Here is a 23,841-nt window from a genome sequence, read left to right as displayed (position 1 = left end):
GGACTGCTCGCCGCGGCGCCTGTCGGACCGCAGCCCCGCCGGCCGGCAGCGGCGCCCGCGACGGCCTCACGCCCCTGCCGCCCAGGCCTCGTCCGGCAAGCCCATCGGCATCGCCGCCGGAATGCCTACCGGCGCCATGGCGTTGGGCCGGACATGACCCACCGCAACGATCCCGCCGTCGTCGAACGTCTGCTCACCACGTCTGGGCGGTGGGCCGTCGTCGGCCTGTCCGCGAACCCGGCACGTACGGCGTACGACATCGCCGCCTACATCCAGGAGCTCGGCATGGAGATCGTGCCGGTCCACCCGAAGGCGGACACCGTGCACGGCGCGCAGGGCTATCCCACGCTCGCCGACGTGCCGGGCGAGATCGACGTCGTCGACGTGTTCGTCAACTCCTCGCTCGCCGGCGCCGTGGTCGACGAGGCGATCGCCGTCGGGGCGAAGGCGGTCTGGCTGCAGCTCGGCGTCATCGACGAGGACGCGGCCGCCCGCGCGACGGCAGCCGGCCTCGAGGTCGTCATGGACACCTGCCCGGCGATCGAGGCGCCACAGCTCGGGCTGGGGTAGGTACGGAACCGCGCGGCGGTGGAATCGGCGTCGGTCAGCGCCGTGCTGCCGCTCGCAGGACGATCTTGCGGAGCTCGTCGAACCAGAGGACCGAGGAGGCCATGGCGACGGCGACCAGCCAGTGGGCGAGGTCGAGTGGCGCGGTGCCGAAGGCGACCTGAAGGAACGGCACCTCGACCACCGCGATCTGCAGCACGAACGCCGCCGCGAGCGCGGCCCACAGCCACGGGTTGACGAACAGGCGGTGGAAGGCGCTGGTCGTCTCCGACCGCGAGTTGAGCGCGTTGAACAGCTGTGCGATCACCAGCGTGGTGAAGCCGGCGGTGCGCGCCACCTCGAGGTTGTCGTTGCCCTCGATGAGCCCGCCGGGCAGGAAGATGTCGATCGTCAGCAGCGTCGCGGCGCCCATGACGAGTCCGATGAACAGGATCCCGGCCCACATCTGACCGTCGACGACCCGCTCGGTCAACGCGCGCGGCATGCGGGCCATGACATCGTCGATCTCCGGGTCCACGCCCATCGCCAGCGCCGGCAGCGAGTCGGTGACGAGGTTGATCCACAGGATCTGCACCGCCAGCAGCGGCACTACGATCTCGCCACTCTCGGCCGCTCCGGTCAGCCCGATGGCCCCGGCGAGCACGACGCCGAAGAACACGGTGAAGACCTCGCCCATGTTCGATGACAGCAGGTAGCGCATGAACTTCTTGATGTTGTCGAAGACGATCCGGCCGAGCCGCACGGCCACGACGATCGTGGCGAAGTTGTCGTCGCCCAGGATCATGTTCCCGGCCTGCTTGGTCACCTCTGTGCCGGTGATCCCCATGGCCACGCCGATGTCGGCGGACTTCAGGGCGGGCGCGTCGTTGACGCCGTCGCCGGTCATCGCCACGACGCTGCCGTCGGCTTGCAGTGCGTCGACGATACGGTTCTTGTGCTGCGGGGAGACCCGCGCGTAGACGCTGACCTTCTCGACGACGTCGGCGAGCGCGGCGTCGTCCAGCGTGTCGAGGTCGGCGCCGGTCAGTGCCTGGCCACCGGCCTCGATGATCCCCAGATCGGTGGCGATGCGTGCTGCGGTGCCCGGGTGGTCGCCGGTGATCATCACGGTGCGCACGCCGGCCCGGCGGGCGTCGGCGACGGCGACGGCCGCCTCCTCGCGCGGCGGATCGATGATCCCCACCACCCCGACGAGGATGAGGTCCTGCTCCAGCGCGGCGCCTTCAAGGTCCGGTCCCGGCGGCTCCTCGGCCCCGGCCGCCTCGTCCTGACCGAGCCGCTCGTCGTCGCGGAGCGGCCGGTAGGCGACCGCCAGCGTGCGCAGCGCACGCTCGGTCATGCCGGTCACGCCGTCGAGCACGGTCCGGCGGTCGGCGTCGGTGAGCTCGGCGACGTCCTCACCGCGGCGCTGGTGCGTGCATCGCCCGAGCAGGACGTCGGGCGCCCCCTTGGCGACGAGCAGCCGGCGGCCGTCGGTGTCGCGGACGAGCACCGACATCATCTTGCGCTCGGAGGAGAACGGGATCTCACCCTCGCGCCGGTATCGGCCGGTAAGCTCATCCGCGCCGGGCATCTTCCCCGCGGCGACGAGGAACGCCGCCTCGGTCGGGTCGCCCTCGATGGTCCAGGTGCCGTCGGTGTGCGCAAGCTGGGCGTTGTTCGCCAGCGAGCCACCGACGAGGGTGTGCAGCACCCCCTCCCGCGACGCGTCGCCGAGCGGGCCGCCGTCGCCGCCCCGGATCTCGCCCTCGGGCGCGTACCCGACCCCGGCGACCTCGGCCTCGCCCGTCGCGGTGCGCACCCGCTGGACGGTCATCTCGTTGCGGGTGAGCGTGCCGGTCTTGTCCGTGCAGATGACCGACGCGGAACCGAGCGTCTCCACCGACCCGAGCTGCTTGACCACCGCCTGGTGCTTGGCCATCCGCTGCACGCCGATCGCCAGCACCACCGACAGGATCGCGGGCAGCCCCTCCGGCACAGCGGCCACCGCGAGCGACACGCCGAGCAGCAGCACGGTGATCAGCTCGGAAGCCGTGGACACCTGGTTGACCAGCGCTGTGACGACCATGACGACGACCGCGATGATGATCACCGTGATGCCGAGGACCTTGGAGATCTGCGCGATCTCGCGGTCCAGCGGCGTGGGGTCCTCCTGGGTCTCCTCGAGCATCTCGGCGATGGCGCCCACCTCGGTGGCCATGCCGGTGGCGGTGACCACGCCGCGCCCGACGCCCTGCGGCACCGCGGTGCCCTTGTAGACCATGTTGCGGCGGTCGCCCAGCGGCACCGGGCTCTCCAGCGGCGCCGGGTTCTTGCCGACGGCCGAGCTCTCGCCGGTGAGGGAGGACTCCTGCACCCGCAGGCTGCTCGCCGTCAGCAGCCGCGCGTCGGCGCCGACGGCGTCACCCTCGCCGAGCACGAGCACGTCGCCACGGACCAGCTCCGCCGACGGCACGGTGAGCAGGCGGCCGTCGCGCAGCACGGTCGAGCTCGCCGCGGTCATCGTGCCCAGCGCCGCGACGGCATCCTCTGCCTTGGCCTCCTGGGTGAGCCCGATGACGGCGTTGAGGACGATGATGGCAAGGATGACGACGGCGTCGACCGGCACGCCAGCGGCCCCCTCGACCATCCACGCCCCCGCCGAGATGAGCACCGCGACCAGCAGCAGGTAGATGAGCGGGTCCTGGAACTGGGCCAGCACGCGGCGCCACAGCGGGACCGGTGGCGCGCTGAGCAGCTCGTTCGGGCCGTCCTCCACCAGCCGGCGTGCGGCCTCGGCGGTGGAGAGACCCCTCGTCGGGTCGGTGCCGAGCCGCCGAGCCACCTGCTCGGCGCTCTCGACGGTCGGGTCGGGGGACCACGACGGCGCCGGTCGCGCGCCGGGGCCGGGTTCGCCATCGATTGTGCTCACCGTGCCATCATGCGCCCCCGGTGCTCCGGCCGCGGTGGGTACGAGGTCCCCGACAATGGCGGTGCTGAGCCACATGGCACCGCTACACGATCGGGCCTGGTGACGTGAACCCCTACTGTTCGATGGTGGCCTTCACGTCGAGCGACCGCCGGTACGAGCCGTACGTCCGCCCGATCGATCCGGACGTCAGCCGCAGCGCTGAGGGCTGGCGATGGCGGTCCTGGGACCTGCACGTGGAGCACGTCGGTGATCCGCAGGCGCCCACGCGGTTCCTCCTCATCCACGGCGCGGGCGGCAACGCCGCGGCGATGTGGCCCTTCGCCGCCCACCTCGCGGGGTGCGGAGCGCTCGTCACCGTGGTGGACCTGCCCGGCTACGGCCGTACCAGGGCGCACCGCCGGACCACCGTGACCTACGACGACTGGCGGGCCGTCCTCATCCACGTCGCGGCCCGGATCGACGACGACCGCCCGCTGGTCCTCGTGGGTGCCTCGATGGGCGGCATGCTGGCGCTGGAGACGGCGGCCGTCTCCGGCCTGGGTGACCTGGTGATCGCCACCTGCCTCCTCGACGTCGCTGACCCCGGTGTCCGTGCCGCGAGCGTCCGAGCGCCGTGGATGGCGCGGGCCGGGGCGCGGCTGTCGAGGTTCATCGCCGGGCCGGTGCGACACGCGCACCTTCCCCTGCGGTGGGCGGCGCCGATGTCGACCATCTCCAACGATCCCGGTCTGTCAGCGGCAGTGCTTCGTGATCCACGTGGCGGTGGCGGGACGATGCCGCTCGCCTGGTTCCGGTCGTTCCTCGAGGCTGAGCCGGTGGTGTCGCCACCGGACTATGCCGGGCCGCCGGTCCTGCTGGTCCATCCCGGCGCCGACCGGTGGACGCCTACCAGGCTGAGCACCACCTACCTCAGCGCGCTGGCCGGCCGGACACGGGTGGTGGAGCTGCCCGGCTGCGGGCACTTCCCGGTCGAGGAACCTGGGTTCCAGCTGCTGCTCGACACCGTCGCGGCTGAGGTCGTGCGATTGACCAGCTGACCTGCTCGAGATCGGCGGCGAGAGCTCGCCGCTGCGCGTGGACAAGTCTGCTGTCGGCGACAAGTCGGCTGTCGCTGACAAGTCTGCTGTCGGCGAAGGGATGGTGGGGTTGCGCGGGCTACTCGAAGTCGGCGGCGGTGAGCTCGCCGTCGCGCAGCCGGACGAAGAAGTCCGGTGCCAGCTCCGGGTCGAGCAGCACGGTGGACCCCACGCCGCCGGGCCGGTGGTTGCGGTCGGCGATCGGTGGCGGGCCGACGAGGCCGTCGGACCCGGTCGCGCTGCGGAACGCCAGCCCCATCCGGCCCAGGTCGATGATCCCGGTGTCGTCGTCGACGACGATGGACGCGAGGCCGGAGCCGATGAGGTCGACGTGGCCGCGCGGGTCGAGCAGCGTGGCGGGGTCGGTGACCTCGGAGATGATGGCCGACACGATCTGCCGCTGGCGCTCGGTCCGGCCGATATCGCCGTCGGGGTCCGCGTACCGCATCCGGGCGAATGCCAGCGCGGTCTCGCCGTCGGCGGGATGGCAGCCGGCCTCCCAGACGAGCTTGCTGCGCCAGTCGTCGACGTCGTAGTCGAGGCACAGCTCGACGCCCCCGACCGCGTCGACGACGTCGCGGACGCCGGCCATCCCGATCTCGACGTAGTGGTCGACGGTCAGCCCGGTGAGCGACTCCACCGACGCCACGAGCAGCTCCGGCCCGCCGAGGGAGTAGGCGGCGTTGAGCTTGTTGAAGCCGTGGCCGGGGATGTCGGTGTAGGTGTCGCGCGGCAGCGAGACGAGTGCGGCAGGGCCCGAGCTGGGCTTGTGCAGCACCATGATGGTGTCGGAGCGTTGGCCCTCGGTGCTGTCCCCGGCGGCGCCGTCGGCGCGCGAGTCGGAGCCGGCGAGCAGGTAGGTCTGCCCCGGTGTGGCGGCCGCGTCCGAGAGTGCCGGGAGGTGGTTGATCTGGCCGTTGGCCCAGATGAGCAGCCCCACCGGCCAGGCGAGCACGAGCACGAGCAGCACGACCAGCACCGCGGCGAACCGGCGGCCTCGACGACGACGTCGCGGCGGCCGCGGGGGAGCGGCCGGCCGGCCGTCGTCGGGCTCGGGCTGCGGCGCGGGGCGAGGGGCGGGCCGGCCGGCGGGCGACGCGGTCGCACCAGGAGGGTAGGCCGGCGGTGGTGCCGCCGACCCGGCGCGCTGCTGCTCGGGGGCCGCGGGCCGCAGTGACTGACGTGCGGGCTGCGGCGCCGGCCGGGCGGCGGGCATCTGGCGGGTGGCATCGGGACGGCCGGCGCCGACGGGGCGGGCACCACGGGCGTCGGGGCGCGGGACATCGGCCTCGGGCGTAAAGCTCGGGGGCATGTCCTCGGGCGGCCGACGGCGAGCGTCACGCCCGCGCTCAGCTGGCCTCATCGGCAATACTCCACGTCTCGGGTCCGGTGCTCCGCAAGGGTAGTCCCGGCGGCCGCCATGGCGCGGGAGGCACTCACGGGCAGATCGGCGGCTCGGTCGCCTCCGCGGCCGGGTCGCCCGGCGCCGCGGGAGTGTCGTCCGCGTCGTCGTCGGGAACATCGTCGTCGGCGGGTGCGTCGTCGGTCGGGTCATCGCTGGGTGCCTCGCCGGTGGCGGTCAGCGTTGCCTCGATCGGCTGGTCGTTGTGCAGCGCCTGCCACAGCACCTCGGCGTCGGCCGACGGCCGCACCCGGTTGCCCGCCCAGTCGAACGGCATCGTGGTGAAAGTGATGTTCTCCGCCTCGATGCCACGGATGGAGTAGGCCAGCCCGGCGAGCGTCGGGATCGAGCCGAGCTGAGAACCGGTGGTCAGGGTGGACGTGGCGGCGTCGAGGAAGCGGTACAGCGCCGGCAGGTCGGTGAACAAGTTCTTGCCCAGCGCCTCACGCGCGATCGCGGCGACCAGCTCCTGCTGCCGGCCGATCCGGTCGATGTCGGACCCGTTGCTACCCGGCACCTCGTAGCGGGCCCGGGCGAAGCCGAGCGCGTCACGGCCGTCGAGCACCTGCTCGCCGGCCTCGAGCCGGAGCTTGGCGCGTCGGTCGTCGATCGCTTCTGGGATGCACATCGGCACCCCGCCGAGCGCGTCGACGACGTCGATGAAGCCGGCGAAGTCGACGACGACGAAGTCGTCCATGAACACGCCGGTGAGCTCCTCGATGGTCCGCATGGTGCACGCGGCGGCAGTGCCGAGGTCGCCACCCTGACCACCGGTGGTGAACGCACCGTTGAACATCGCGTCGGAGCGTGGCTCGGTCCACGAACCGTTGGCCAGCCGGCAGGACGGGACGGTCACGAGGGAGTCGCGCGGGATCGAGACGATCTCCACGCGCTCCCGGTCGGCGGAGAGGTGGGCGATCATCGTGGTGTCCGAGCGCATGTCGCCCTCGGGGGTGGTGCCGTACTCGTCGTTGACCTCGCCGTCGCGGGAGTCCGACCCGAGGATGACGACGTTGATCGCCTCGCCCGCGGCCGGGTCCAGCGGCGCCGGAGTCTCGCCGGAGGCCGTCGTCGGGCGCTCACCGAGGTACTCGTCGATGTCGTGCCGGTCGATGTTGCCCTGGATGTCGTTGTAGGCGATCGCGGCGCCGCTGCCGACGAACACGAACGCCCCGACGGTGGTCAGCGCGAGGGTGCGACGCAGGCGGGAGAAGCCGGCGCGGCCGCTGGAGTGGCGGGGCGGGTGGGCTCGGCGGGCAGACACAATCGACGATTCTAGATGGCCGGCACGCCGCACCGGCGGCAGCCCGGTGGTGCGCCGGTGGAGAGGTTGTGCAGATCAGCGGGCATGGCCACGCAGGTCCGGCCCGGTGGCGCCGTCGTCCCGGCCGGTCGCCGGCTCCTCGACGGCGTGCTCCACGGCCGCGGTGGTGTCGTCGAGGCGGGCGCGGGCGAGCGCCAGCTCCCGGGTGAGGAGGGTGATCTTGCGGTCGAGCGAGCTGAGCCGGCGATACGTGGTGGCCGCCGAGGAGAGGAACGCGATGACCAGCGCGTAGACGAGCAGGTCGGTGCCACGCCCGACGCCGACCAGTCCCGCCAGCCAGGTGAGCCAGTCGGGGAACAGCACCGACAGCGCGGCGACGGCGACGAACCCGACGAGCAGGATCCGCCGGATCGCCTGGTGCCGGGCATCGGCCGTGCTGCGGGTGAGCAGGGCCGCGACGCCCCCGATCCCCACGAGGAGCAGGATCTGGATGACGAGCTGTTCGGGCATGACGGTCCTTGCGGCTAGCGGAAGAGCAGGTCGACGAGGATGTTCACCGAGTTGAGCAGGGACTGGCCCTTGGCGCGCGAGTAGTCGGTGTACAGCACGTGCACGGGGTGCTCGCGCCACGGTAGCCCGGTGCGCCCCAGCTGGCTGACGATCTCGCTGGCGTGGGCCATCCGGTCCTGGTGCAGGTCGAGCGCGGTGGCCGCGTCGCGCCGGATGACTCGCAGCCCGTTGTGGGCGTCGGTCAGCCGCAGCCCGGTCGACCGGTTCGTCCCCCAGACCGCGAGCGTGAGCACCACCCGCTTGAGCAGGCCGGGACGGGTGCGGTCGTCGAGGAACCGGGAGCCGAAGACGACGGCGAGCCCCTCGTCGTGGGCCCGGCGGACCATCGCCGCCGCCTCGCTGGCCTGGTGCTGGCCGTCGGCGTCGAAGGTGACGAGGTACTCGGCGTCGGTCTCGGCCAGCACCCAGCTGATGCCGGTCTGCAGCGACGCCCCCTGCCCGAGGTTGATCGGGTGGTGCACGACGACGGCGCCGGCGTCGCGAGCGCGCTCGGCGGAGCGGTCGGTGGAGCCGTCGTCGATGCACACGACGTTCGGGAAGGTCTGCCGCGCAAGCGCGATGACGTCACCGATGACCTGCTCCTCCTGGAACAGCGGAACCACCAGCCAGGCGTCGTCGAGCCGGCCGTGCTCGGCCACGTCGTCAGGACCGGCCACGTCGTCCGCGCGGCGCGGCGGGAGCGACGGCGTGGACATGGCGCTCATTGTGCCTCCTTCGCCGAGATCGGGTATCTCGGCGGGGTGGGGTGCCCCGGAGCGGCGTGTCCTGCCGAGCTCGGGTATCTCGGCGGGAGGACGTGTGGTGGGCGGGGGCGTCGCGCGCTCGGATAGCCTGAGGCGGATCAGCCGTGGCAGCGACCGGAAGGACAGCATGGCCGCCAGAATCACCGAGACCGCCGACGTCTCACCCGACGCCGTCATCGGCGACGGTGCGTCGGTCTGGCACCTGGCCCAGGTCCGCGAGGGCGCCGTCGTCGGCGACGGCTGCGTCATCGGCCGCGGCGCGTACATCGGCAGCGGTGTGCGGCTGGGCCGCAACTGCAAGGTGCAGAACTACGCGCTGGTCTACGAGCCCGCCGAGCTGGCCGACGGCGTGTTCATCGGCCCCGCCGCGGTCCTCACCAACGACACCCATCCCCGTGCCATCAACCCCGACGGCACGGCGAAGTCCGCCGCCGACTGGGCGCCCGTCGGCGTGCGGATCGACGAGGGCGCCTCGATCGGCGCCCGCGCCGTCTGCGTCGCCCCGGTCCACGTCGGCGCCTGGGCAACGGTGGCCGCCGGCGCCGTCGTCACCCGCGACGTCCCGCCCTACGCGCTGGTCGCCGGCGTCCCCGCCCGGCAGATCGGCTGGGTCGGCCGCGCCGGCCACCGGCTCGTGCCCGCCGACGACGGCGGCCTGCGCTGCCCCGTCACCGACCAGCAGTACGCACTCCACGACGACGCACTCCACGAGGTGACCGCACCATGAGTCTTCCGATGATTCCCGCCGCGAAGCCGACCATCGGCGACGAGGAGCGGGCGGCGGTGGACGCCGTGCTGCGCAGCGGGATGGTGGCGCAGGGACCGCAGGTGGCAGCGTTCGAGGAGGAGTTCGGGGCGGCGCTGGTGCCGGGGCGCCGGTGCCAGGCGGTGAGCTCGGGGACGGCGGGGCTGCACGTCGGGCTGCTGGCGTGCGGGGTGGGCCCTGGTGACGAGGTGATCGTGCCGTCGTTCACCTTCGCGGCGACGGCCAACTCGGTGGCATTGACGGGCGCGACGCCGGTGTTCGTCGACATCGAGCCGAACTACTTCGGGCTGGACCCGGCGGCGGTGCGGGCGGCGGTGACCGACCGGACGGTCGGGATCATGCCGGTGCACCTGTACGGGCACCCGGCCGCGATGGCCGAGCTGTCGGCGATCGCGCAGGAGCTCGGGCTGGCGATCTTCGAGGACGCGGCCCAGGCGCACGGCGCGAGCCTGGACGGGCAGATGGTGGGCACGTGGGGGAAGTTCGCGATGTTCTCGCTCTACCCGACGAAGAACATGACCTCCGGTGAGGGGGGAATGGTGGCGTGCGAGTCCGACGAGGTGGCGCGGGCGGTGCGGCTGCTGCGCAACCAGGGCATGGAGCAGCAGTACGCCAACGAGGTGATCGGGCTGAACGTACGGATGACCGACATCCACGCCGCGATCGGCCGGGTGCAGCTGGGCAAGCTGCCCGGCTGGACGGCCGCCCGGCAGGCGAACGCGGCGTTCCTGGACGCGAACCTGCGCGGTGTGGTGACCCCGGCGGTGGCGCCCGGGGCGGTGCACGTCTACCACCAGTACACGATCCGGGTCGAGGCGACGGAGCGCGACCGGATCGTCACCGCGCTGCGTGAGGAGCACCAGGTGGGGTGCGGGGTGTACTACCCGATCCCCAACCATCGGCTGGCGTCGTTGGCGCGGTTCGCGCCGGGGCTGGAGCTCGCGCAGACCGAGAAGGCCGCCGCCGAGGTGATCTCGCTGCCGGTCCACCCCTCGCTGAGCCAGGGAGACCTGGAGCGCGTCGTGGCCGGGGTCAACGCCGCGGTCGGGGCGGGTGCGTGATGGCTGACCTGCGGGTGGGACTGATCGGGCTGGGGTCGATGGGCCGCCACCACGCCCGGGTGATCCGGCAGACGGCCGGCGTCGAGCTGGTCGCGGTCGCCGACCCGGCCGGGGACACCTTCGGGGTGGCCGGCGGGCTGCCGGTGCTGCCGGACGTCGAGGCACTCATCGCTGCCGGGATCGACGCCGCGATGGTCGCGGTGCCCACGATCTACCACGAGGAGGTCGGCCTGGCGCTGGCCGCCGCCGGCGTCCACACCATGATCGAGAAGCCGATCGCCCACACCGCCGGCGCCGGCCGGCGGGTCGCCGCGGCGTTCGAGACCGCCGGGCTGGTGGGCGCGGTCGGCTACGTCGAGCGGTGCAACCCCGCGATCCTGGAGCTGCGCCACCGGCTGGCCGCCGGTGAGCTCGGGCAGGTCTACCAGATCCAGACCCGCCGGCAGGGCCCGTTCCCGTCGCGGATCTCCGACGTCGGGGTGGTCAAGGACCTGGCGACCCACGACGTCGACCTCACTACCTACGTCGCCGGCAGCCGGTACGCCTCGGTCAGCGCGCAGGTCACCCACCGCTCGGGGCGCGAGCACGAGGACATGATGGTGGCCACCGGCCGGCTGGAGTCGGGGGTGATCGTGTCCCACGTGGTCAACTGGCTCTCACCGATCAAGGAACGCCTCACCGTGGTGACCGGCGAGCGCGGCGCGTTCGTCGCCGACACCATGGCCGGCGACCTCACCTTCTACGCCAACGGCACCGTGCCCACCGCCTGGGACCGGGTCGCCGCCTTCCGCGGCGTGACCGAGGGCGACGTCGTGCGTTACGCCATCGCCAAGCGCGAGCCGCTCGCCGTCGAGCAGGAACACTTCCGCGACGCCGTCCTGGGCAACGGCGGCGACATCGTCACCATGACCGAGGGCGTCCACACCCTCACCGTCGTCGAAGCCATCCTCACCGCCGCCCGTGAGGCCCGCACCGTCACCCTCTGACCGCCCTGCACCGACAGCAGTCTCCTCGCCGACAGCCGACTTGTCGCCGACAGCAGACTTGTCGTCGACAGCAGACTTGTCGCCGACAGCAGGTTTGTCGCCGACAGCCGGATTGTCGCCGACAGCGGGATTATCGACGCTGTCGCGGCGCTGGTCCGCCCAGGGCCACGCTCGCCACCGGGCCTGTCCAGGCTCGGTGGCCTCTGCCAGACTGCTCTGGTGCCCGAGCTTCCGGAGGTGCAAGCCCTGGTGCAGGTGCTCGCCGCCCGCACCACGGGCCGGCTGGTGCGCGCTGTGCACGTCACCTCCTTCCCGGCGCTGAAGACCTACGACCCGCCGCCGACGGCACTGGTTGGTGCCACGGTCAGCGGCGTGCACCGGCACGGCAAGTGGATCGCCGTCGCCACGCAGGCACCCGACGGCGACCTGCACCTCGTCCTCCACCTCGCGCGGGCCGGCTGGCTGCGGTGGCACGACACCGCCCCGGCCGGCGTTCCGCGAGCCGGGCGGTCGGGGCTGGCAGCCCGCGTGGTGCTCGACGACGGCGCCTTCGACCTCACCGAGGCCGGCACGAAGAAAAGCCTGGCGATCCACGTCGTCCGGCAGCCGGCCGACGTCGAGCGGATCGCCTCGCTCGGCGTGGATCCGCTCGCCGAGGCGTTCTCCCGGGAGCTCTTCGACGGCCTGCTCGACGCCAAGAACCAGCAGGTCAAAGGCCTCCTGCGAGACCAGGGTGTGATCGCCGGGATCGGCAACGCCTACTCCGACGAGATCCTCCACGCCGCCAGGCTCAGCCCGTTCGCCCTCACCCGGTCGCTGGACGACGACGCCCGCGACCGACTGTTCGACAGCATCGCCGCGGTGCTCGACGCCGCGATCCGTGCGGCGGCCGGCAAGGCGGCGGCGGAGCTCAAGGACGTCAAGCGCTCGGGCATGGCGGTGCACGGCCGCACCGGGCAGCCGTGCCCGGTCTGCGGTGACAGCGTCGCTGAGGTGTCCTTCGCCGACTCCTCGCTGCAGTACTGCCCCACCTGCCAGACCGGCGGGAAGCGGCTGGCCGACCGCCGGATGTCCAAGCTCCTGCGCTGACGCACCCTCGGCCGCCCGCACGGTCATCGCCCGCGCACCCGCTCGTGCTCGCCCGCGCTGGCCCCCATGGTGCCGAGAGCGGGATTGTCCGCGGATCTGGCCCGTGGACAATCCCGCTCTCGGNCCCCTCCCCCCCCCCCCCCCCCCCCCCCCCCCCCCCCCCGCGACAGGGGGCTCGCCCGTGGACAATCCTGCTCTCGGCGCGAAAGCGGGGGCGCGAGAAGGGCCGGCGCGAGAAGGGCCGGTGCGAGATGGGGCTGGCCCGTGGACAATCCCGCTCTCGGTGCGAAAGCGGGGGCGCGAGAAGGACTGGTGCGAGATGGGGCTGGCCCGTGGACAATCCCGCTCTCGGTGCGAAAGCGGGGGGCGCGGAGGGGTCCGGGCTACTGGTTGGTGGCGGCGTAGCCGGCTTCGACGGAGGCCTTGGCGGGGCGCCACCACGCCTCGTTGGCGCGGTACCACTCGATGGTGTTGCGCAGGCCGTCGCGGAAGTCCGCGAACTGCGGGCGCCAGCCGAGCTCCTCGCGCAGCGCGGTGTTGTCGATGGCGTAGCGCAGGTCGTGGCCAGGGCGGTCGGCGACGTGCTCGTAGTCGTCGGGCTCGCGGCCCATGAGCTCGAGGATGAGCTCGACGACCTGCTTGTTGTTCAGCTCGCCGTCGGCGCCGATGAGGTAGGTCCGGCCCATCTCGCCGCGGTCGATGATGTCCCACACCGCCCGGTTGTGGTCGACGACGTGGATCCAGTCGCGCACGTTCTGCCCGGCGCCGTACAGCTTGGGGCGGACGCCGTCGATGAGGTTGGTGATCTGCCGCGGGATGAACTTCTCGATGTGCTGGTACGGCCCGTAGTTGTTCGAGCAGTTCGACAGCGTCGCAGCGATCCCGAAGGAACGCACCCAGGCCCGCACGAGCAGGTCGGAGCCGGCCTTGGTCGCCGAGTACGGCGACGACGGGTTGTACGGCGTGGTCTCGGTGAACTTCGCCGGGTCGTCGAGCTCGAGGTCGCCGTACACCTCGTCGGTGGAGATGTGGTGGTAGCGCGTGCCGTGGCGCCGGACCGACTCGAGCAGGGTGAAGGTCCCGATGAGGTTGGTCCGGACGAACGGCGACGGGTCACGCAGCGAGTTGTCGTTGTGCGACTCCGCCGCGAAGTGCACGACGACGTCCGCCTCGGCCACCAGCGGGTCGACGACGTCGGCGTCGGCGACGTCACCGGTCACCAGCGTCACCCGCTCGACCCCGTCGATGGACGACGCGCTCCCGGCGTAGGTGAGCTTGTCGAGCACGGTCACCTTGGCGTCGGGGCGCTCGGCGACGGTCTGCCGCACGAAGTTCGCCCCGATGAAGCCAGCACCGCCGGTCACCAGAACATGCATGTCGTCACCCTCCGAAGATCGCGAGCACCCAGTATGCCCGCCACTACGGGCGTCCGATGGAGTGGAAGGTCCAGCCGGCGTCGCGCCACTGCTGGGGGTCGAGGACGTTGCGGCCGTCGATGATGGTGGCGTTCGCGGGCAGGGCGTGGGTGGTGGTGGGGTCGAGCTGGCGGAAGTCGGTCCACTCGGTGAGCAGGAGGGTGAGCTGGGCGCCGGTGATGGCCTCGGTGGCGGTCTGGGCGACGGTCATGTCGGGTCGGGTGCGGCGCAGGATGGGGCCGGCCTGGGGGTCGGTGATGACGACGTCGGCGCCGGCGCCGGTGAGGCAGGCGGCGATGTCCCGGGCGGGGGAGTCGCGCAGGTCGTCGGTGTCGGGCTTGAAGGTGGCTCCCAGGACGGCGACGCGCTTGCCGGCGACGTTGCCGCCCAGGGCGCGGGTGGCGAGGTTGAAGACGTGGTCGCGGCGACGGTCGTTGATGGAGTCGACCTCGCGCAGGAAGGTCAGTGCCTGGTCGACGCCGAGCTCGCCGGCGCGGGCCATGAAGGCGCGGATGTCCTTGGGCAGGCAGCCGCCGCCGAAGCCGATGCCGGCGCGCAGGAACTTGGCTCCGATGCGGTCGTCGTAACCGATGGCTTGGGCGAGCTGGGTGACGTCGGCGCCGGTGGCCTCGCACAGCTCGGCCATGGCGTTGATGAAGGAGATCTTGGTGGCCAGGAAGGAGTTGGCGGCGACCTTGACCAGCTCGGCGGTGGCGTAGTCGGTGACCATCCGGGGGATCTGCTGGACGGTGATGAGGTTGTCGTAGACCTGGTCCAGCACCTGCTGGCCGGCGGCGTGGGCGGCGGGCTCGGTGGGCAGGCCGTAGACCATGCGGTCGGGGGAGATGGTGTCCTGCACCGCGAAGCCCTCGCGCAGGAACTCGGGGTTCCACACCAGGACCGCGCCGGCGGCGTGGATGGGGTCGGCGAGCTCGGCAGCGGTGCCGACCGGGACGGTGGACTTGCCCACCACCAGGGTGGGGCTATCGGGGTGGGACTTCAGGTGGGGCAGGAGCGAGGTGAACGCGGCGTGGACGTAGGTGAGGTCCGCGGCGAAGGAGTCCTCCTTCTGCGGGGTGCCCACGCCCACGAAGTGGACCTGCGCGTGCGCGGCGTCGGCGTAGTCGGTGGAGAACCGCAGCCTGCCCGAGGCCACGTGGCGCCCCAGCAGCTCGTCGAAGCCCGGCTCGTGGAACGGGGCCCGGCCCTGGGACAGCAACGCGACCTTGGCCGCATCGACGTCGATCCCCACGACGTCGTGGCCCAGCTCCGCCATCGACGCCGCGTGCACCGCACCCAGGTACCCACAACCAATCACTGAGATCTGCATGGGAGCAACCGTAACGCGCATCTGTGAGGGCGAGATGAGACCACGCTTGGCCGGCCCTCTTCGCGGATGTGATGATCGAGGCATGGTTCGTCCCACGACCTCAGCCGTCCTCGGCGCCGTTTTGACCGGCGCCCTCGCTCTTACCTCGACAGCAGCGGTCGGTGACGACGGAGATACCGGTCCGGTGCCGGCCCCGGCCGGCACCGGGCTCCCGCCCGAGCGCCCGGTCACCACGCTCGAGCTGACCACTCCCGACGGCGAGCCGGTCGTCGTCGACGGCGAGGCGGTGGCCGCGCCTCGGTCGCGTGCCACCCCGTTCGCCGTCCCGGACGACGACGCCGCTGCGGTCGTACTGACCGAGCCACTGGTGACGGAGGAGTTCTACGTCGCCGCTCTCACCTGGGACAGCGGCCTCGCCGCCGACGTCGAGCTCCTCATCCGCACCCGCAACGGCGAGGAGTGGACCGACTGGTCCGCGCTCGAGGCCGATGACGAGCCACCGGCGGAGTCAGGTGAGACCACGCCCGGGAGCGAGCCGTACATCGCGGCCGGTGCCACCGGGGTCCAGGTACAGGTTCTTGGCGCGACGGCGCCAGCAGGGCTCGAGCTGCACCTCATCCCGGCCAACCCGGCCAACCCGGCCAACCCGGCCGACGAGGACGGGGCCGACGGCGCGGCGGCCGGCGTGAGCCCGGCAGCGGCGCGGGCGGCCCGGCCGAGCGCAGCCACGACGAGGACGGCTCGCCCGGCCGCGGCTCGCCCGGGCGTGGTCAGCCGGCCAGGCTGGGGCGCGAACGAGTCGCTCATGACGTGGGAGCCGGAGAACTACGCGCTGCGGGCGGCCGTGGTCCATCACACCGCCGGCACCAACAGCTACACCGCGGCGCAGTCGCCGGGCATCGTCCGGGGGATCTACCACTACCACGCGGTCAGCCGCGGCTGGGGCGACATCGGCTACAACTTCCTCGTTGACAAGTACGGCCAGGTCTTCGAGGGCCGCTCCGGATCGCTCGCGTCCCCACCGGGCCAGATGCCCGAGGGCGCCCACGCCAGGAGCTTCAACTACGGGACCCTCGGCATCTCCGTGCTGGGCGACTACTCGACGCTCCGCGCGCCGCAGCGGGTCCTCGACACCATGGCCGGCGTCATCGCCTGGCAGTTCGCCGACGCCGGTCTCGACGCCGCGGACACCAGCGGCTTCACCTCACCCGGCACCGCCGCGCGTCCCGCGGGTCAGGCGCTGCGGCGGATCTTCGCCCACCGCGACGTCGGTGCGACCACCTGCCCGGGCGACAACATCTACGCGCGGATACCGGCCCTCATCAGGGACGTCGACGAACGGACCGCGACCAGTCCCGACGACGTCGTCGAGTACCACCTGAAGAACTCGCTCGTCGGCGGACCCGCGGACCTGATGTTCCAGCTCGGGCTCCCGGGCGACGATGTCCTCGTCGGTGACTGGGACGGCGACGGCGTCGACACCCTCGCGTTGCGACGTGGCAACGAGTACCACGTCTACAACTCCTTCCGCGGCGGCCGCGCGGACACGGTGGTGCGGTACGGGCGCGCGGACGACGTCGTGCTCGTCGGTGACTGGAACGGCGACGGCACCGACACCTTCGCGGTGCGAAGGGGCCGGGAGTACCACGTGAAGAACTCGATCGCACCCGGCTCCGCCGATCGCCTCGTCGTCTACGGCAAGACCGACGACAAGGTGCTCGTCGGTGACTGGGACGGCGACGGCACCGACACCTTCGCGGTGCGGCGCGGCGCCGAGTACCACGTGCGCAACGCGATGGCCGGTGGCGACGCCGACATCGCGTTCCACTACGGCCGCAGCAGCGACGTCGTGCTCGTGGGTGACTGGGACGGCGACCGCGAGGACACGTTCACGGTCCGTCGGGGCAGCGCGTACCACGTGCGGAACGTGATGGCCGGTGGCGACGCGGACACCGTGTTCAGCTACGGCCGCAGGGACGACGTCGTGCTCGTGGGCGACTGGAACGGCGACCGCCGCGACACGCTCGGGGTGCGGCGGGACTGACGGTCGGCACGCTGTGAGCGATGTCATGCCTCAGCGCGCTGAGCAGCGCGGAAAAGCCGCTCGGCGGCTGTCGGAACTCCCTACGATTCGCTTGTCGCGCGGCTAATCCTGCCGCGGAGTGCAAGAGGAGTTCATGTGAAGATCCGTCGTTCACTGTCGTTCGCGGCGTTGGCCGCCCTTGTCGCCGGGCTCGTCGTCAGCCCGGTCGGTCCGGTGCAAGCCAAGGGAGGAGAGGTGGGCGGCAACGGCAACGAGTACTTCCTCACCAACAACTTCAGCAGCACCGCCCACCGCTTCACCTACGGCCGGGACGGTGACGAGCTGTTCGTCGGCGACTGGAACGGCGACGGCCGCGACTCGCTGGCGATCCGCCGAGGAAACACGTTCTACGTGTCGAACTCGCCGACCGGCGGCACCGCGGACAAGGTCTTCCGCTACGGGCGCGCCGGGGACGTCGTCCTCGTCGGGGACTGGAACGGCGACGGCGTCGACACCCTCGCAGTGCGGCGCGGCAAGACCTACCACGTAAAGAACTCCGTCCGCGGCGGCGATGCTGACCGCGTGATCTCCTACGGCAAGACCGATGACACGGTGCTGGTCGGGGACTGGAACGGCGACCGCCGCGACACCTTCGCGGTGCGGCGCGGCAAGACCTACCACGTGAAGAACTCGCTGCGTGGCGGCGCCGCCGATCAGGTCGTCAACTACGGCCGGGCGAACGACGAGATCCTCGTCGGGGACTGGAACGGCGACCGCCGCGACACCTTCGCGGTGCGGCGCGGCAAGCAGTACCACATCGCCAACGCCATCCGCGGTGGTAGCGCAGACCGGGTCGAGTCCTACGGGGGTTCGAGCGACACGGTGTTCGTCGGTGACTGGAACGGCGACCGCAAGGACACCATCGGCCTGCGCCGGGTCTGGACCCCGTCGCCGCAGCCGGCCCCGAAGCCGGCTCCGAAGCCGACGCCGTCACGGCCGTCCAACGTGCGGGCAGCGAGCCCGGACCTCGACTGCAAGGACTTCAGGACGCAGGCCCTGGCCCAGGCCACCTATGTCTACTGGAAGAAGCAGGGGCGTGGTGACGTGCACCGTCTCGACGGGGACAAGGACGGCACTGCCTGCGAGAGCTACTTCGGCTGAGCAGCCGTCCTCGCCACGCTGCGCCTAACCGCGCAGCGTGGCGAGGTGCGCGTTGACGGCCTCGATCGTGGGCAGTAGCCCGGCCGCCTGGGCGGTGGGGAGGTCGGGAGCGTCACGGTCCTTGTCGGACAGCAGGTGCTCGAGCGGGCGGCCGTGCCGGTCGGTCGTCGGCCAGTCGATACCGATCGTCGGGCACAGCGGGTCGATGCCGTGCTCACGGCCCGGAGCGTAGGTGGCCGAGCACAGGTAGATGACGGTGGAGTCGTCCTCGAGGGCAAGGAACGCGTGGCCCAGCCCCTCGGACACGTACATGGCACGGCGGTCGACGTCGTCGAGCAGCACGCTGTCCCACTGGCCGAACGTCGGGGAGCCGACGCGGATGTCGATGACGACGTCCAGCACCGCGCCCCTGGTGCACATGACGTACTTCGCCTGCGAGGGCGGGACCTCGGCGAAGTGGATGCCGCGCAGCACCCCGGCAGCGGAGACCGAGGTGTTGACCTGCCGCAGGTCCAGCGGGTGGCCCACCGCACGGGTGAAGGCCGGCTCGCTGAACGCCTCGAGGAAGATGCCCCGCGCGTCACCGATCTGGCGGGGGGTCATCTCCCAGGCGCCGGGCACACTCAGCTCGCGGAACTCCACGGGTCCTCCTCAGGTCAGACGGCAGTGGCTCCAGGTTACCGGCGGTGCGCATAGGCTCTGGTCGTGGACGTCGAGCAGACTCGCTGGCTGGTGGCCGGCGCCGGTGGCATGTTGGGGACCGACCTGGTCGAGGCGCTGCGCGCCCGCGGGGCTCCGGTGCTCGCGCTGGGGCGGGCCGACCTCGACGTGACCGATGCGCGTCAGGTGGCCGAGCGGGTGCGCGACGTCGACGTCGTCGTCAACTGCGCGGCCTGGACCGCGGTGGACGACGCCGAAACGGACGAGGCGAGCGCGTTCGCGCTCAACGCGGTCGGCCCGCAGCTGTTGGCGCGCGCCGCCCGGCGGGCCGGGGCGCGGATGGTGCAGGTCTCCACCGACTACGTCTTCGACGGCGCTGCCACCGAGCCGTACGCCGAGGACGCGCCGCTCGCCCCGCGCTCCGCGTACGGCCGGACCAAGGCCGCGGGGGAGTGGGCGGTGCGCGCCGAGTGCCCCGACCACCTCGTCGTCCGCACGGCGTGGCTCTACGGCGCGCACGGGCCGTGCTTCCCCAAGACGATGGCACGACTGGCCGCCGGCCGGGACGAGCTCTCGGTGGTCGCCGACCAGGTGGGCCAGCCCACGTGGACCACCGACCTCGCCGACCTCATCATCCGTCTTGTGGCGGCTGGCGCGCCGGCCGGTACCTACCACGGCACCTCGACCGGTGAGGTCTCCTGGCACGGGTTCACGCAGCAGATCGTGCAGACGCTCGGCAGGGAGCCGGGCATGGTGCTCCCGACGACCTCGGCGGACTTCCCGCGCCCGGCGCCCCGCCCGGCCTACTCGGTGCTCGGCCACGACGCGCTGCGGGCCGCCGGCGTCGAACCCATCGGTCCGTGGGCAGAGCGCTGGGCCGCCGCCGCACCCGCCGTCCTCGAAGGCAGCTGACCCGAGCAGCCCCGGACCGCTCAGCCCGCGCTCAGCTGGTCGCCTCGACGAAGTCGAGCTCCTGGAACTCCGCGACGTCGCGCTTCCAACGGCGCTCGACGAAGTCGACGTGCGTGGGGTGGGAGTCGTAGGCGTCATAGGTCGCCTGGTCGGCGAACCGCATCCGGAACTGCCACACGAGGGGGCTCTTCGGGCTCACCTGACGCATGATCGCGAACCCCTCGACGCCGGGGATGGAGGTCAGCGCGGTGCGTGCCTCGGCGAGGAAGTCGGTCTCCTCGGCCGATCCCGGTGCGAACGAGAGGCGGAAGGCGACGGTGTGCTCGATCGGCATAGCAGTAACTCCTGTGTTCTCTGCGGTGATGGTGTTGGTGGGTAAAGCGGTCAGCGGCGCTCGAGGAGGCTACGGAGGTAGTCCCCGTAGCCGGACTTGCTCAGCGCCTCGGCGCGGGCGGCGAGCTCGTCGTCGGAGAGGAACCCCTGGCGCCAGGCGACCTCCTCGGGGCAGCCCATCTTCAGGCCCTGGCGGGCCTCGACGGTGCGCACGAAGCTGGTCGCGTCGGCGAGCGAGTCGAAGGTGCCGGTGTCCAGCCACGCGGTGCCGCGCGGCAGCACCTCCACGTGGAGGTCGCCGCGCTCCAGGTAGGCCCGGTTGACGTCGGTGATCTCGTACTCGCCGCGCGGGGACGGCACCAGGTTCTTGGCGATCTCGACGACGTCGTTGTCGTAGAAGTACATCCCGGGCACGGCGTAGGAGCTCTTGGGCTCGGCCGGCTTCTCCTCGAGGGACACCGCCTTGAAGTCGGCGTCGAACTCGACCACGCCGTAGGAGGTGGGGTCGGCCACGTGGTACGCGAAGACCGCACCACCGCGAACGTCGCGGAACCTCGACAGGGTCTGGCCCAAGCCTGGGCCGTAGAAGATGTTGTCGCCCAGCACCAGTGCCGCGGAGTCGGCGCCGATGAACTCCTCGCCGAGCACGAACGCCTGCGCCAGCCCGTTGGGGACCTCCTGCACCCGGTAGGAGATCGAGATGCCGAACTGCGAGCCGTCACCCAGCAGCCGGACGAAGGCCTCCTGGTCGTGCGGCGTGGTGATGACCAGCACATCGCGGATCCCCGCGAGCATGAGCGTGGTCAGCGGGTAGTAGATCATCGGCTTGTCGTACACCGGTACCAGCTGCTTGCTCACGCCGATGGTGATCGGGTGGAGCCGTGTGCCGGACCCGCCGGCCAGAATGATCCCTCGCATCCCCCCAGTCTGTCTTATCGGGCGGCGTCAGGCGTCCGCCTCGCAGCCCCGGACGGCTCGCCGTAGGATGCGACCAGTCATGACAGGTCGCGTCCCGCGCGGCCGGCACCGGGGGGGAATCATGCGATCTCGACGTCTTGCTGCACTCACATCGGCATTGGCCGTCACCACGCTCGTCATCGTCGCCGCACCAGCGGCGGGCAAGGGCGGCGAGGTCGACGGCAGGGGCGACCAGTACCACCTCACCAACAACTGGGTCGCAAGCACCGATCTCGGCTTCGCCTACGGGCGGGACCGCGACGTCGTCTACGTCGGCGACTGGAACGGCGACCGGGTCGACACCCTCGCGGTACGTCGGGGCGCGACCTACCACCTGAGCAACCGGCTCACCGGCGGCGGCGCCGACAGGGTTCTCACCTACGGGCGCGCCAGCGACGTCGTCCTTATGGGCGACTGGGACGGCGACGGCATCGACACGCCGGCGGTCCGGCGCGGTGCCACCTACCACCTGACGAACTCGCTGCGCGGGGGCGAGGCCGACAGGGTCCTCACCTACGGCCGCAGTCGCGACGTCGTGCTCGTCGGGGACTGGAACGGCGACGGCCGCGACACCCTCGGGGTGCGGCGCGGCAGCACCTATCACCTGATGAACTCGCTGCGCGGCGGCGAGGCAGATGCGGTCGTCGAGTATGGCCGCGCCCGTGACGAGGTCATCGTCGGCGACTGGGACGGCGACGGTCGCGACACCCTCGGGGTGCGCCGCGGCAGCGCCTTCCACATCAAGAACAGCGTCTCCGGCGGGTCCGCCGACCGGGTGATGAACTACGGCCGGGCGCAGGACGGCGTGCTCGTCGGGGACTGGGACGGCAACCGGACCGACACCATCGGGTTGCGCAACGACCGGCCCGCCCGGGCGGACGCACCGGCCGGTCTCGCCGCGTTCGACCAGCGGATGGTCGAGCTCATCAACGTCGAGCGCTCGCGGGCAGGGGTGCCCGCAGCCCGCGCCTGGGCGCCGCTGCGCGATGGTGCGCTGCGCCACTCGAGCTGGATGGCGCGCACCGGCAGCTTCGTGCACGCGGCGGATCCCATCATCGCGGCCGACGGCGTCGCCGCCGGGTGCGACGCGTCAGCGGAGAACATCTTCTGGGGGACCGGCAACTACGCCGACGACCCCGAGGCCGTCGTGGCGGCGTACATGAACTCTCCGGGCCACCGCGCCAGCATCCTCGCGCGCGAGAACCGGTTCGTCGCGACCGGCACCGTGGAGGCTGACAACGGCCGGATCTACAACACCCAGCGCTTCGCCCGCAGCTGCTCCTGACCGGCGCGGACCTCCCCGCCACGCGGCCGTCCGCCGGTTACGGTAGGTGGTCCGGCGGGCAGCAGCCCGCGTGGCGACGGGAGGGTCATGCGTCGGGTCGTAGGAGTGCCACGGGACTACGCGTGGGGATCGTCGTCGGCGATCCACCAGCTGATGGGGACCGAGCCGGACGGTGCACCGCTGGCAGAGCTGTGGTTCGGCGGCCACCCGGCCGGACCCGCGGCGGTCGACGGCGAGCAGGAGGACCTCGGGCAGCACATCGCCGCGGACCCCGCCGGCACCCTGGGCGATGACGTCTGGGCCCGGTTCGGCGCCCGGCTGCCCTACCTGCTCAAGCTCATCGCGCCGAGCCGGCCGCTGTCCCTGCAGGTCCACCCGAGCATCGAGCGGGCGCGGGAGCGGTTCGCCGCGGAGGACGCCGACGGCGTCCCGCGCGACGCCCCTCACCGCAACTACCGCGACCCGAACCACAAGCCGGAGCTGGTGTTCGCGCTGACCACCTTCGAGGCGGTCTGCGGCTTCCGGGCGCCGCGCCGGGCCGCCGAGCTGCTCGCCGACCTCGACGCCCCCCTCGCCCAGTCGCTGCACGCCACCCTGCTGGCCGACCCGACGGCCAGCGGGATGCGCTCGGCGTTCACCGCCCTGCTCGACGACGCGAGCCGGCCGGGCGCGCAGGAGGTCGCGCGGGTGGTCGCGGCGTGCGAGGCGCGGCTCGCGGCCGGCTCGCCGTCCCCCCGCGCCGACCGCACCGTCGGCCTCCTCGCCGAGGCCTACCCGGACGATCCCGGCGTCGTCGCCTCGCTGCTGCTCAACCCGGTGACCCTCCAGCCCGGGGAGTCGCTGTTCGTCCCCGCGGGCGGGGTCCACGCCTACCTGTCGGGGCTCGGCGTCGAGCTGATGGCGGCCTCGGACAACGTGCTCCGGGCGGGCCTGACCACCAAGCACATCGACGTCCCGGAGATGCTCGACTGCGTCGACTACGTCGCGGCCCCGCCGATGCGGGTCGCCCCCGAGGTGTTCCACGGCGCCACCCGGATGTTCTACGCCCCGGTGGACGACTTCGAGCTGTCGATCACCACGCTGCGCGACCACGACTGCCAGGACGGGCCCCGGCCGTTGCCCGGCCGGGGCCCGCGCGTTCTGCTCTGCCTCGACGGGCAGGTGGTGGTCGCCTCAACCACCGACTCGGTCGAGCTGAGCCGTGGCCAGGCGGCGTTCGTCCGGGCCGACGACGGCCCGCTGACCGTGCACGGCACCGGGACGGTCGTGCAGGCCGACGTCCCCTGACCCCAGCCGGCGTGGACAATCCTACTGTCGGTGACAAGTCGGC

Annotated in this window: 21 protein-coding genes; 11 read left to right on the top strand and 10 right to left on the bottom strand. The window is 72.0% G+C overall.

Annotation, left to right across the window (positions count from 1 at the left end; translation table 11 throughout):
- The first annotated feature begins 153 nt into the window (after positions 1 to 153).
- Positions 154 to 570, top strand: coding sequence for a CoA-binding protein (locus V2J52_RS16345; protein ID WP_331228805.1), 417 nt, complete (start codon positions 154 to 156; stop codon positions 568 to 570).
- A 34-nt stretch (positions 571 to 604) separates the two neighbouring features.
- Here the strand turns inward: V2J52_RS16345 and V2J52_RS16340 are convergent, their stop codons facing one another.
- Complete coding sequence (locus V2J52_RS16340) at positions 605 to 3,553, bottom strand: cation-translocating P-type ATPase (protein WP_491062196.1); 2,949 nt, start codon at positions 3,551 to 3,553, stop codon at positions 605 to 607.
- A 50-nt stretch (positions 3,554 to 3,603) separates the two neighbouring features.
- Between V2J52_RS16340 and V2J52_RS16335 the strand changes: the two genes are divergently transcribed.
- On the top strand, positions 3,604 to 4,515 hold the full coding sequence (locus V2J52_RS16335; RefSeq protein ID WP_331228803.1) for an alpha/beta hydrolase: 912 nt from the start codon (positions 3,604 to 3,606) through the stop codon (positions 4,513 to 4,515).
- A 118-nt stretch (positions 4,516 to 4,633) separates the two neighbouring features.
- Here V2J52_RS16335 and V2J52_RS16330 read toward each other — a convergent pair whose 3' ends face one another.
- The 4 genes from V2J52_RS16330 to V2J52_RS16315 form a co-directional block, all read right to left on the bottom strand.
- Entirely contained in the window at positions 4,634 to 5,917 is a 1,284-nt protein-coding gene (locus V2J52_RS16330; protein WP_331228802.1) for an LCP family protein, read from the bottom strand.
- Between the two features lie 73 nt (positions 5,918 to 5,990).
- Positions 5,991 to 7,220 carry an LCP family protein gene (locus V2J52_RS16325; RefSeq protein WP_331228801.1) on the bottom strand — a complete coding sequence of 410 codons (1,230 nt, stop codon included), beginning with the start codon at positions 7,218 to 7,220 and terminating at the stop codon, positions 5,991 to 5,993.
- Between the two features lie 75 nt (positions 7,221 to 7,295).
- Positions 7,296 to 7,730, bottom strand: coding sequence for a DUF2304 domain-containing protein (locus V2J52_RS16320; protein ID WP_331228800.1), 435 nt, complete (start codon positions 7,728 to 7,730; stop codon positions 7,296 to 7,298).
- Between the two features lie 14 nt (positions 7,731 to 7,744).
- Positions 7,745 to 8,494: a glycosyltransferase family 2 protein gene (locus tag V2J52_RS16315; RefSeq protein ID WP_331228799.1), complete on the bottom strand. Its 750-nt coding sequence runs from the start codon at positions 8,492 to 8,494 to the stop codon at positions 7,745 to 7,747.
- Between the two features lie 166 nt (positions 8,495 to 8,660).
- Between V2J52_RS16315 and V2J52_RS16310 the strand changes: the two genes are divergently transcribed.
- The 4 genes from V2J52_RS16310 to V2J52_RS16295 all read left to right on the top strand — a co-directional run bounded on the left by V2J52_RS16310 (position 8,661) and on the right by V2J52_RS16295 (position 12,435).
- A complete protein-coding gene (locus tag V2J52_RS16310) occupies positions 8,661 to 9,260 on the top strand; it encodes an acyltransferase (RefSeq protein WP_331228798.1) in 600 nt (199 codons plus the stop codon).
- Positions 9,257 to 10,360, top strand: a complete 1,104-nt coding sequence (locus V2J52_RS16305) for a DegT/DnrJ/EryC1/StrS family aminotransferase (protein ID WP_331228797.1) — start codon at positions 9,257 to 9,259, stop codon at positions 10,358 to 10,360. The genes V2J52_RS16310 and V2J52_RS16305 overlap by 4 nt, the downstream gene beginning before the upstream one ends.
- Entirely contained in the window at positions 10,360 to 11,346 is a 987-nt protein-coding gene (locus V2J52_RS16300) for a Gfo/Idh/MocA family protein (RefSeq protein ID WP_331228796.1), read from the top strand. The genes V2J52_RS16305 and V2J52_RS16300 overlap by 1 nt, the downstream gene beginning before the upstream one ends.
- 219 nt (positions 11,347 to 11,565) lie before the next feature.
- Positions 11,566 to 12,435, top strand: a complete 870-nt coding sequence (locus V2J52_RS16295; protein WP_331228795.1) for a DNA-formamidopyrimidine glycosylase family protein — start codon at positions 11,566 to 11,568, stop codon at positions 12,433 to 12,435.
- A gap of 383 nt (positions 12,436 to 12,818) precedes the next feature.
- Here the strand turns inward: V2J52_RS16295 and rfbB are convergent, their stop codons facing one another.
- Positions 12,819 to 13,811: a dTDP-glucose 4,6-dehydratase gene (gene rfbB, locus V2J52_RS16290; protein WP_331228794.1), complete on the bottom strand. Its 993-nt coding sequence runs from the start codon at positions 13,809 to 13,811 to the stop codon at positions 12,819 to 12,821.
- A 43-nt stretch (positions 13,812 to 13,854) separates the two neighbouring features.
- A complete protein-coding gene (locus V2J52_RS16285) occupies positions 13,855 to 15,180 on the bottom strand; it encodes a UDP-glucose dehydrogenase family protein (RefSeq protein WP_331228793.1) in 1,326 nt (441 codons plus the stop codon).
- A gap of 82 nt (positions 15,181 to 15,262) precedes the next feature.
- Between V2J52_RS16285 and V2J52_RS16280 the strand changes: the two genes are divergently transcribed.
- Positions 15,263 to 17,224, top strand: coding sequence for an N-acetylmuramoyl-L-alanine amidase (locus V2J52_RS16280; protein WP_331228792.1), 1,962 nt, complete (start codon positions 15,263 to 15,265; stop codon positions 17,222 to 17,224).
- A 135-nt stretch (positions 17,225 to 17,359) separates the two neighbouring features.
- Complete coding sequence (locus tag V2J52_RS16275; RefSeq protein ID WP_331228791.1) at positions 17,360 to 18,364, top strand: excalibur calcium-binding domain-containing protein; 1,005 nt, start codon at positions 17,360 to 17,362, stop codon at positions 18,362 to 18,364.
- 24 nt (positions 18,365 to 18,388) lie between these two features.
- On the opposite strand, the gene V2J52_RS16270 is transcribed toward V2J52_RS16275, so the two are convergent.
- A complete protein-coding gene (locus tag V2J52_RS16270; protein ID WP_331228790.1) occupies positions 18,389 to 19,006 on the bottom strand; it encodes a dTDP-4-dehydrorhamnose 3,5-epimerase family protein in 618 nt (205 codons plus the stop codon).
- A gap of 63 nt (positions 19,007 to 19,069) precedes the next feature.
- On the opposite strand from V2J52_RS16270, the gene rfbD reads away from it, so the two are divergent.
- Positions 19,070 to 19,936, top strand: coding sequence for a dTDP-4-dehydrorhamnose reductase (gene rfbD / locus V2J52_RS16265; RefSeq protein ID WP_331228789.1), 867 nt, complete (start codon positions 19,070 to 19,072; stop codon positions 19,934 to 19,936).
- Between the two features lie 31 nt (positions 19,937 to 19,967).
- Here rfbD and V2J52_RS16260 read toward each other — a convergent pair whose 3' ends face one another.
- Both V2J52_RS16260 and rfbA read right to left on the bottom strand, forming a co-directional pair.
- Complete coding sequence (locus V2J52_RS16260; protein WP_331228788.1) at positions 19,968 to 20,270, bottom strand: Dabb family protein; 303 nt, start codon at positions 20,268 to 20,270, stop codon at positions 19,968 to 19,970.
- A gap of 50 nt (positions 20,271 to 20,320) precedes the next feature.
- On the bottom strand, positions 20,321 to 21,187 hold the full coding sequence (gene rfbA, locus V2J52_RS16255; protein ID WP_331228787.1) for a glucose-1-phosphate thymidylyltransferase RfbA: 867 nt from the start codon (positions 21,185 to 21,187) through the stop codon (positions 20,321 to 20,323).
- A gap of 157 nt (positions 21,188 to 21,344) precedes the next feature.
- Between rfbA and V2J52_RS16250 the strand changes: the two genes are divergently transcribed.
- Both V2J52_RS16250 and manA read left to right on the top strand, forming a co-directional pair.
- Positions 21,345 to 22,511, top strand: coding sequence for a CAP domain-containing protein (locus V2J52_RS16250; protein WP_331228786.1), 1,167 nt, complete (start codon positions 21,345 to 21,347; stop codon positions 22,509 to 22,511).
- A gap of 87 nt (positions 22,512 to 22,598) precedes the next feature.
- Complete coding sequence (gene manA / locus V2J52_RS16245; RefSeq protein WP_331228785.1) at positions 22,599 to 23,798, top strand: mannose-6-phosphate isomerase, class I; 1,200 nt, start codon at positions 22,599 to 22,601, stop codon at positions 23,796 to 23,798.
- The last annotated feature ends 43 nt before the right edge of the window (positions 23,799 to 23,841 follow it).

This window comes from Georgenia sunbinii (genome assembly GCF_036421875.1).
GTDB lineage: Bacteria > Actinomycetota > Actinomycetes > Actinomycetales > Actinomycetaceae > Georgenia_B > Georgenia_B sunbinii.
This window is presented reverse-complemented; position numbering and strand designations above follow the sequence as displayed.

What these genes read in the sequence shown, in the direction of transcription:
- V2J52_RS16345 (WP_331228805.1), top strand. Translation starts at nt 154, where the DNA reads ATGACCCACCGCAACGATCCCGCCGTCGTCGAACGTCTGCTCACCACG.
- V2J52_RS16340 (WP_491062196.1), bottom strand. Translation starts at nt 3,553, where the DNA reads ATGTGGCTCAGCACCGCCATTGTCGGGGACCTCGTACCCACCGCGGCC.
- V2J52_RS16330 (WP_331228802.1), bottom strand. Translation starts at nt 5,917, where the DNA reads ATGAGGCCAGCTGAGCGCGGGCGTGACGCTCGCCGTCGGCCGCCCGAG.
- V2J52_RS16320 (WP_331228800.1), bottom strand. Translation starts at nt 7,730, where the DNA reads ATGCCCGAACAGCTCGTCATCCAGATCCTGCTCCTCGTGGGGATCGGG.
- V2J52_RS16315 (WP_331228799.1), bottom strand. Translation starts at nt 8,494, where the DNA reads ATGAGCGCCATGTCCACGCCGTCGCTCCCGCCGCGCCGCGCGGACGAC.
- V2J52_RS16310 (WP_331228798.1), top strand. Translation starts at nt 8,661, where the DNA reads ATGGCCGCCAGAATCACCGAGACCGCCGACGTCTCACCCGACGCCGTC.
- V2J52_RS16305 (WP_331228797.1), top strand. Translation starts at nt 9,257, where the DNA reads ATGAGTCTTCCGATGATTCCCGCCGCGAAGCCGACCATCGGCGACGAG.
- V2J52_RS16300 (WP_331228796.1), top strand. Translation starts at nt 10,360, where the DNA reads ATGGCTGACCTGCGGGTGGGACTGATCGGGCTGGGGTCGATGGGCCGC.
- rfbB (WP_331228794.1), bottom strand. Translation starts at nt 13,811, where the DNA reads ATGCATGTTCTGGTGACCGGCGGTGCTGGCTTCATCGGGGCGAACTTC.
- V2J52_RS16285 (WP_331228793.1), bottom strand. Translation starts at nt 15,180, where the DNA reads ATGCAGATCTCAGTGATTGGTTGTGGGTACCTGGGTGCGGTGCACGCG.
- V2J52_RS16280 (WP_331228792.1), top strand. Translation starts at nt 15,263, where the DNA reads ATGGTTCGTCCCACGACCTCAGCCGTCCTCGGCGCCGTTTTGACCGGC.
- V2J52_RS16260 (WP_331228788.1), bottom strand. Translation starts at nt 20,270, where the DNA reads ATGCCGATCGAGCACACCGTCGCCTTCCGCCTCTCGTTCGCACCGGGA.
- rfbA (WP_331228787.1), bottom strand. Translation starts at nt 21,187, where the DNA reads ATGCGAGGGATCATTCTGGCCGGCGGGTCCGGCACACGGCTCCACCCG.
- manA (WP_331228785.1), top strand. Translation starts at nt 22,599, where the DNA reads ATGCGTCGGGTCGTAGGAGTGCCACGGGACTACGCGTGGGGATCGTCG.